Origin of the sequence: uncultured Amphritea sp. (assembly GCF_937127095.1) — a bacterium.
Taxonomy (GTDB): Bacteria; Pseudomonadota; Gammaproteobacteria; order Pseudomonadales; family Balneatricaceae; genus Amphritea.
In genome coordinates this window covers 42,894-50,807 of the sequence record NZ_CAKZLP010000063.1, presented here as the reverse complement: position 1 = coordinate 50,807, position 7,914 = coordinate 42,894, and the positions used below count along the sequence as shown (strand labels likewise).

Sequence of the window (7,914 nt, the reverse complement as noted above, 5' to 3'; positions counted from 1 at the left end):
GCTGAATAAGGTGTATTATGACGCGCTATTTCAATCTGGGTGTGATTTTCCTCTATGGCTTTGCTCGCGTTAGGCATTAATCATAAGACAGCGTCGGTCTCGGTACGCGAAAAGGTTGCGTTTGCGCCAGAACAGATGGCCGATGCGCTGGCGCAGGCCTGTGAACTGGCGCAGCTGAAAGAGGTGGCGATACTGTCTACCTGCAATCGCACCGAACTTTACTGCTCTACAGAGCTGGAGGGCACCCGCGCACTACTGGAGTGGCTAGGGGGCTATCACAGTCTGGACCCGCAAGAGTTACAGGCCTGCAGTTATACCCATTGGGGCCAGGAAGCGGCTCAGCATATGGTGCGGGTTGCCAGTGGTCTGGACTCGCTGGTGCTGGGCGAACCGCAAATTCTCGGACAGCTTAAATCCTGTTATGCGGTATCACAAAGCGCTGGGGTGGTCGGTGCGGAACTGGACCGTTTGTTTCAGCAGACGTTCGCGGTCGCCAAACGGGTGCGTACCGATACCGCCATTGGTGAAAACCCGGTTTCGGTAGCGTATGCCTCAGTCAGCCTGGCGCAGCATATCTTTGCTGATCTGAGCACCAGCAAGGCGCTGTTGATCGGTGCAGGTGAAACCATCGAACTGGTTGCCCGGCATTTGTCAGAAGCCGGTGTTAAGCAGATGACGGTGGCCAACCGGACATTAGTCCGGGCAGAAGCCCTGGCTGAAGAGTTTAATGCCCGGGCGATTTTACTGGGCGATATTCCTGACGCGCTGGAAGACGCCGATATTGTCATCGCTTCAACCGCCAGTCAGCTGCCAATTCTGGGTAAGGGGGCGGTTGAGTCTGCCTTGAAAAAACGCAAGCACCGCCCCATTTTTATGGTGGATATTGCGGTCCCCCGGGATATTGAACACGAAGTATCTGAGCTGGATGACGTTTATCTTTATACCGTCGATGACCTGAAAGAGGTTATCGAGGAAAATGTCCGGCATCGTCAGACGGCCGCGCAGGAAGCGGAGACGCTGGTTGAGGCTGGCGCGTTGGAGTTTATGCGCCAGCTGCGCTCACTGGGTGCGGTTGAGACGGTGATGTCGCTGCGTCAGCAGGCAGAGCAGCTGCGCGATGCCGAATTAGAGAAAGCCCTGCGTCTGCTGAGTAATGGTAAGAGTGCCGAAGAGGTGCTGAACAATCTGGCGCGCGGTTTAACCAATAAATTAATTCACAGCCCGACAGTGCAGCTACGTAAAGCCAGTGCTGAGGGACGTGATGACTATCTCGAGATGGCGCAGGATCTGTTTCAGCTATCTCATACTGTAAAAGAAGACTGATTAGTGATGAAAGAATCGATAGCCCTTAAACTGGAAAGCCTGGCCGACCGGTATGAAGAACTGGCGGCGTTGCTGGGAGATGCCGGGGTGATCTCTAATCAGGATAAGTTTCGGGCGTATTCAAAAGAGTATTCCGAGCTTGAGCCTGTGGTGAAATGTTTTCAGTCTTACCAGGCGGCTGAGGCCGATCTGGATGAGGCGCGACTGATGCTGGATGACTCTGATCCGGATATGCGCGAGATGGCGAAAGAGGAGTTCTCTGCGGCGAAAGATAATATCGAAACCCTGGAGCAGGAACTGCAGATTCTGCTGTTGCCGAAAGATCCGAATGATGCTCGTAACGTCTTTCTTGAAGTGCGTGCCGGTACCGGTGGTGATGAGGCGGCGATCTTCTCCGGCGATCTGCTGCGGATGTACACACGCTATGCTGAAGCGCAGGGCTGGAAGCTGGAAATTATCACCGCTAACGAGGGTGAGCACGGCGGTTATAAAGAGGTGATTACCCGAATTATCGGCAAAGATGTTTATTCCCGTCTGAAATTTGAATCCGGCGCGCATCGGGTGCAGCGGGTGCCTGAGACTGAATCCCAGGGACGTATTCATACCTCCGCCTGTACCGTTGCAGTGATGCCAGAGATGGATGAGGTCAGTGATATTCAGATCAATAAAGCTGACCTTCGGGTGGATACTTTCCGCTCATCCGGTGCCGGTGGTCAGCACGTTAACAAAACCGACTCTGCGATCCGTATTACCCATATTCCTACCGGTGTGGTTGTCGAGTGTCAGGAGGAGCGTTCACAACACAAGAACCGCTCCAAAGCGATGTCTCTGCTGGCCTCACGTTTACAGGCGGCAGAGCAGGAAAAACATGCCGCCGCGCAGGCTAGCACCCGTAAGTCACTGGTCGGCAGCGGTGATCGCTCTGAGCGGATTCGTACCTATAACTTTCCTCAGGGACGGATTACCGATCACCGCATCAACCTCACTCTGTATAAACTGTTGGAAGTGATGGAAGGGGCGCTGGGGTCGGTTGTCGACCCGCTGGTCAGTGAGTATCAGGCCGAGCTGTTGGGTGCACTGTCCGACGACAGCTGATTCTGACCGTTATGAATATATCTGATGCGCAGGCCTGTGCGGCGCGACTTTCTGGTAGTAGCGAAAGTCCCGCCGCCGATGTCGAGCTGTTGCTCTGCCATATCCTCGAGTGCAATCGCACTTTTCTGTTTACCCGGCGAGAGCATCAGCTCACCGCTGCCCAGCAAACTACATTTGAGCAACTGCTGCAGCGGCGTATTCAGGGTGAGCCTGTGGCACACCTGATCGGTAGCCGGGGTTTCTGGACTCTGGATCTTGAAGTCAACGCGGCCACCCTGATCCCTCGTCCCGATACTGAGTGCCTGGTGGAAAAAGCGTTGGAACTTATGCCCGATTCAGCGGCCAGAGTATTAGATCTGGGCACCGGAACCGGTGCTATTGCACTGGCACTGGCTTCAGAACGTCGGGACTGGCAGCTGGTTGCAGTGGACCGTGTCGCTGAGGCGGTGATACTGGCGGAAATAAATCGGCAACGAATCGGTCTGGCGAATGTCACAGTAATACAGGGTAGTTGGTTTGAACCGGTTACGGGTGTTTTTAACCTGATCGTCAGTAACCCTCCCTATATCGATCCCGATGATCCGCATCTGCGGCAAGGGGATGTGCGCTTTGAACCGCTGAGTGCGCTGATTGCCGAGGATAACGGGCTGGCCGATATCCGCCATATAGCCACACAGGCTCGTGAGTATCTGGTTAAAGGTGGCATGCTGCTATTCGAGCATGGTTATGATCAGGCGGCAGCCGTGCAGCAGCTATTGCTGCAACTTAACTATAGCGATATTGATTCGGCTCAGGATTATGGCGGCAATGATCGTATAACCTGGGCTGTGTGGAACAGCGCCCCTTTGCAAGATAGCTGCGGGGAAGAAGAGAAAAATAGATGCTGAATGATGATCAGCTGTTGCGTTACAGTCGACAGATTATGTTGCCCGAGGTAGATATTGCCGGGCAGGAAGCCTGGTTAAAGGCTTCCGTGCTGATCATCGGCGTGGGTGGGCTGGGCAGTCCTGTGGCGATGTATCTGGCCGCTGCAGGTGTTGGACGGCTGGTGTTGGTGGATGATGATCAGGTTGAGCTGACCAATCTGCAACGACAGATCGTGCATCGTACAGAGACCATCGGCATGGCTAAGGTTGATTCGGCAAAAGCAACGCTTGCAGCGCTGAATCCCGATACCGATGTGGTGGCCATTAATGCTCGCCTGGACGCCGCAGCACTGGAAAAACAGGTGTCTGAAAGTGATCTGGTGGTGGATTGCTGCGATAACTTTACTACCCGTTTTGCGGTGAATGCTGCTTGTGTGAAGCATAAAACTCCGCTAGTTTCAGGAGCGGCGATTCGCCTGGAAGGGCAGGTGGCGGTGTTTGATCCCCGCAGTGAAGATGCGCCCTGTTACCGCTGTCTCTATCGGGACGGCGACGAGGAAAACCTCACCTGCTCTGAGAGTGGGGTGCTGGCACCGCTGGTAGGTATTATCGGTTCGGTGCAGGCGATGGAAGCTTTGAAAGTGCTGGCGGGTCTCGGTGAGCCGCTGGTGGGCAGGTTATTACTGCTGGACGGTCGCCATATGGACTGGCGAACACTGACGCTGCGACGGGACCCTGAGTGTCCCTGCTGCGGTGATAAAAATAATTAAGAGGTACCGTATATAATGGAAACTATTCGTCAGATATTAGCAAATACCAAAACGATTGCGATGGTGGGGGCAAGCCCTAAATCCCACCGCGCCAGTAATCAGGTGATGCATTTTCTGCTGGCTAAAGGTTATAACGTGATTCCGGTGAACCCGCTTAAAGTGGGAGAGCAGATACATGGTCGTGAGGTGGTTTCTTCGCTGGCTGATATTAAAGAGCCGATCGACATGGTGGATATCTTCCGCAACTCTGCTGAAGCCGGTGATATCGTTGATGAAGCCATTGCAGTACATGCGAAAACGGTTTGGATGCAGTTGGGGGTCATCAATGAACCGGCTGCTGAAAAAGCCCTGGCCGCTGGGCTGCAGGTGGTTATGGATCGTTGTCCGGCGATTGAAATTCCGCGTCTCTGAGGGGTAGCGGCCAGTCGGGCCTGTTATTCTCGTGCGTTAGTCTTATTTTCTGATATTTTTCCGACTTTATCGGTTTTCACCAGCAATGGGTCTGAATTCAGACGCATCTGGCTGACGTCTGGCGGCTGATCTACTACAATCTCTGGTTTTATTAAGGGTGAATAATCATGTCTATTGAACGTCAGGAGATCGGCCAGCGGATGAGCCGTATTGTTATCCATAATGATACTGTTTATCTCTGTGGCCAGGTGGCTAAAGATGCTGCCGCAGGCATCAAAGAGCAAACGGCAACCATGCTGGAGAAGGTTGATCAACTGCTGCAACAGGCGGGCAGTGATCGCCAACATATCCTTTCTGCGACCCTCTATATTCGTGATATGAAAGACTTTGCCGAGATGAATGAGGTGTGGGACAGCTGGGTGCCGGAAGGATATGCGCCGGCCCGTGCCTGCGTTGAAGCGCGGATGGCGCGCCCCGAGTTGCTGGTCGAGGTGTCGGTGATTGCGGCGCTGAAAAAGTAATACTGAGGGTTAACAGCGCCTGTTAGACGAGCATCATCTGTCTGATCTTAAGATCATCGGCCAGCCGTCTGGCGTAGCCGGTGATCTCCTCACTGCACCAGCCCTGCGGGATCGTTTCCGGCATCTCTGCCCCACTGTTTATCAGCATCTGCACCAGCGGTTTATGTTCTGACTGCAAGGCCAGTAGTAGAGCCGTTTGGCCCTCTGCATCTGCCTGGTTGAGATCGGCCCCGTATTCGTTCAGACGACTCAAATGCAGCATTAGGCTACTGGTGGGACAGAAGCGGAAACAGGCAAACAGGGCGTGCTGTGGATCGCTGTTCGGATAGTCTAAAGGGATTGCTGCCTGGAGTAATACGGTGATCAGTTTAAGACTCTGTTGCGGATGTTGCAGTGCCTGATAAAGCAGTGGTTCAGGGTGGACTGTTTCCAGGCTGCAGCCCGCTTGTAACAGGTGCTCTAAAGACTTTGGTTGACCAGAATAAATGGCCAGTTCGGGCAGGTTGCAGATTCGGTTTTCATAGCTGAACGGGTGTTCTGTCAAAAGTGTCTGATCGAGCTTATTAAACTGTTTCTTCAGTAAAGCGAGATCCCCTGAAATCACCGCTTGTTGCAACTTATTCAGGCTGCGCCGGGTGAAAAAACTCATGCGCAGGCTGCCTTGTTGTTTCTCCAAAATAGCTGTCGCAGGGGTTTAACCGCCAGTACGAAGAGTAGAATAGCCGCAACCCATTTGAGTAGGGTAAAGACCTCTGAGTCATGATGGGCCATTGCTGTACCAACGCTGAGTGTCTGGCTGTTAAGGATAATGTCTGTTGCCAGCCCTAGCATAACCGCGCAGATACTGATGCCGCAGAGGTAGATGATGACTGCCCTCACGCCCAGTTCACGGCTGAGAATACCAATTGATGCAATATTTGTTGCAGGGCCTACTAACAGGAACACCAGGATGGCGCCGGGAGACATGCCTGCGGCCAACAGCGCAGCGGCCAGCGGTGTCGATGCTGTAGCGCAGATATACAGCGGCAGACCTACGATCAGCATCAGTAGCATTCCAGTGAGGCCGCTACCCCACTGGCTCAGGCTTGATGGCTCTACCAGAGTAGCGATAACTGCTGCCAGTATCAGACCAATGGTTAGCCATTTGGATATATCGTCAAGAATATCGACAATGGCGAACTGCAGACCTGCGAGAATGCCGGGTTTTTTGACTTCAGTCTGAAGCCCTCCGCAGCCGTCGGATGAGGCTGCGATGGGCTCTTCTATACTGCCGCAACAGCTACCAGAAGCCTCTGTTTTTTCTTTACTGCTGCAACAGCTGCTGGAAGCTTCGTCCTTGTTAGTGCTGCAACAGTTACTGGAAACCTCTTCTTCTTCTTCTTCTTCTTCTTCACCGCAACAGAGACGACTGGCAACGGCTGTTTTTGTACTACAGCAACTGCTTACTTTCTCAGGCGTTGCTTTTGTCGGCGGGCTCTGTTTTTCATGGGTGTCGTCGCGATCAAACAGAATGATCAACAGGCCGCTGACAATGGCGCTGACGATTGCGGATATGGGTCTGATGACCGCCATCGCAGGCCCCAGCAAGGCATAAGTTACTGAGATTGAGTCAACCCCGGTTTCAGGTGTGGCAACCAGGAATGATACGGTGGCGGGCTTGGATGCACCCGAGCGTCGCAGGCCTATGGCGGTGGGTAATACGCCGCATGAGCACAATGGTAGCGGCGCACCGATGAAGGCTGCCCGGATAACCGATCCGGCACCTTTGCCACTAAGCCACCGCTTTACCAGTGAGGTGGGGATCCAGCCTTTCAGTATGGCTGCCAGAATCAGACCGAAGAGTAGCCAGATAGCTGTATCGAGAAACAGGTTTAGCAAGTTGTCTAAAAAGGCCAGCAGCATCGCAATACCCCGTATATCTGAATAGGATTATCTTATCGTAATCAGATCAGATTCCATAAACGTAAAAAATAGATCCCCGCACTGAGGGTGATAACAGAGCCCAGTGTGGTGGTCAGAATAATGTTGGCCGCCAGTTGAGCGTTGCCCCCCATCGCTTTCGCCATAATGAAACTGGCTGCAGCTGTTGGGCAACCAAACAGCACAAACAGAATGCCCAGTTCCTGACTTTTAAAACCATACAGCCAGGCACCAAAGGTGAGAACCAGCGGCATAATCACCAGTTTGATCAGGGTTGACCAGCTGGACTGACCGGAGGTGTCCCGCAGGCTTCTCAGGTTGAGTGATCCGCCGATCGCCAGCAGTGCCAGCGGTAGCGTCAGGCTGGCAAAATAGTTGCCGATCTTATCTCCCACGGCTGTCAGTCCCCAGCCAAAATAGGAAAACGGCAGTGCCAGCAGTACAGCGATAATCAGCGGGTTGCGGGCGATCTCTTTGATCGGGCGGGTTATGCTGGGTCCATTGGTTTGTTGCATCGGTAATGATAACGCCAGAACTGAGAGTACATTGTAGAGCGGGATGACGCAGACCAGTAACAGTGAAGCCAGCGCCAGGCCGCTGTTGCCGAACATGTTAAAACTGATCGCAAGTCCGATAATGCCGTAATTGCCCCGAAATGATCCCTGAATAAACACTCCGAGGTCTTCCGGTTTTTTGATGAAATACTTACTGGCCTGCCAGAGGATAGCAACGCTGATGAGCGTGCTGATGATGAAGTAACCCAGGAGCGTAGGATTGAAAACCGCCTGAAAGTCCATCCGGGAGATGCTCATAAACACCAGCGCCGGCAGGGTAATGGTAAACACCAGTTTCGACGAGGTGTCGATAAAGCCCTGATCAATAATACGCCAGCGTTTGAGCAGATAACCGAGCGAAACGATAAAGAAGATCGGCGCAACAATGTTGCTGGTAAATAACAGCGTGTCGATATAAAGGCTCAACGCAGCGATTCCATTATGCAGATTAAAA

General features: G+C 53.0%; 9 protein-coding genes. 6 read left to right on the top strand and 3 right to left on the bottom strand.

What is annotated here, in order from left to right; genetic code table 11:
- Positions 1-54: 54 nt before the first annotated feature.
- The 6 genes from hemA (at position 55) to Q0499_RS16090 (ending at position 4,986) form a co-directional block, all read left to right on the top strand.
- A complete protein-coding gene (hemA, locus tag Q0499_RS16115; RefSeq protein ID WP_299201176.1) occupies positions 55-1,323 on the top strand; it encodes a glutamyl-tRNA reductase in 1,269 nt (422 codons plus the stop codon).
- Between the two features lie 6 nt (positions 1,324-1,329).
- Positions 1,330-2,418 carry a peptide chain release factor 1 gene (prfA, locus tag Q0499_RS16110; RefSeq protein WP_299201174.1) on the top strand — a complete coding sequence of 363 codons (1,089 nt, stop codon included), beginning with the start codon at positions 1,330-1,332 and terminating at the stop codon, positions 2,416-2,418.
- A gap of 11 nt (positions 2,419-2,429) precedes the next feature.
- Complete coding sequence (gene prmC, locus Q0499_RS16105) at positions 2,430-3,305, top strand: peptide chain release factor N(5)-glutamine methyltransferase (RefSeq protein WP_299201172.1); 876 nt, start codon at positions 2,430-2,432, stop codon at positions 3,303-3,305.
- Complete coding sequence (locus Q0499_RS16100) at positions 3,299-4,054, top strand: molybdopterin-synthase adenylyltransferase MoeB (RefSeq protein ID WP_299201170.1); 756 nt, start codon at positions 3,299-3,301, stop codon at positions 4,052-4,054. Before prmC ends, Q0499_RS16100 begins: the two co-directional genes overlap by 7 nt.
- Before the next feature lie 15 nt (positions 4,055-4,069).
- Complete coding sequence (locus tag Q0499_RS16095) at positions 4,070-4,465, top strand: CoA-binding protein (protein WP_363317813.1); 396 nt, start codon at positions 4,070-4,072, stop codon at positions 4,463-4,465.
- Positions 4,466-4,632: 167 nt separating this feature from the next.
- On the top strand, positions 4,633-4,986 hold the full coding sequence (locus tag Q0499_RS16090; protein WP_299201167.1) for a RidA family protein: 354 nt from the start codon (positions 4,633-4,635) through the stop codon (positions 4,984-4,986).
- Between the two features lie 22 nt (positions 4,987-5,008).
- Here Q0499_RS16090 and Q0499_RS16085 read toward each other — a convergent pair whose 3' ends face one another.
- The 3 genes from Q0499_RS16085 to Q0499_RS16075 are packed head-to-tail and all read right to left on the bottom strand — an operon-like array spanning position 5,009 to position 7,886.
- On the bottom strand, positions 5,009-5,635 hold the full coding sequence (locus tag Q0499_RS16085) for an ankyrin repeat domain-containing protein (RefSeq protein ID WP_299201166.1): 627 nt from the start codon (positions 5,633-5,635) through the stop codon (positions 5,009-5,011).
- Complete coding sequence (locus tag Q0499_RS16080) at positions 5,632-6,888, bottom strand: SO_0444 family Cu/Zn efflux transporter (RefSeq protein ID WP_299201165.1); 1,257 nt, start codon at positions 6,886-6,888, stop codon at positions 5,632-5,634. Before Q0499_RS16080 ends, Q0499_RS16085 begins: the two co-directional genes overlap by 4 nt.
- 41 nt (positions 6,889-6,929) lie before the next feature.
- The gene (locus Q0499_RS16075) at positions 6,930-7,886 is read right to left on the bottom strand and encodes an AEC family transporter (RefSeq protein WP_299201163.1); all 957 of its coding nucleotides are present in this window, start codon (positions 7,884-7,886) and stop codon (positions 6,930-6,932) included.
- Between the last annotated feature and the right edge of the window lie 28 nt (positions 7,887-7,914).

Excerpts from the sequence above, each read along its gene's own strand:
- hemA (WP_299201176.1), top strand. The coding sequence starts at position 55 with ATGGCTTTGCTCGCGTTAGGCATTAATCATAAGACAGCGTCGGTCTCG.
- prfA (WP_299201174.1), top strand. The coding sequence starts at position 1,330 with ATGAAAGAATCGATAGCCCTTAAACTGGAAAGCCTGGCCGACCGGTAT.
- prmC (WP_299201172.1), top strand. The coding sequence starts at position 2,430 with ATGAATATATCTGATGCGCAGGCCTGTGCGGCGCGACTTTCTGGTAGT.
- Q0499_RS16100 (WP_299201170.1), top strand. The coding sequence starts at position 3,299 with ATGCTGAATGATGATCAGCTGTTGCGTTACAGTCGACAGATTATGTTG.
- Q0499_RS16095 (WP_363317813.1), top strand. The coding sequence starts at position 4,070 with ATGGAAACTATTCGTCAGATATTAGCAAATACCAAAACGATTGCGATG.
- Q0499_RS16090 (WP_299201167.1), top strand. The coding sequence starts at position 4,633 with ATGTCTATTGAACGTCAGGAGATCGGCCAGCGGATGAGCCGTATTGTT.
- Q0499_RS16085 (WP_299201166.1), bottom strand. The coding sequence starts at position 5,635 with ATGAGTTTTTTCACCCGGCGCAGCCTGAATAAGTTGCAACAAGCGGTG.
- Q0499_RS16080 (WP_299201165.1), bottom strand. The coding sequence starts at position 6,888 with ATGCTGCTGGCCTTTTTAGACAACTTGCTAAACCTGTTTCTCGATACA.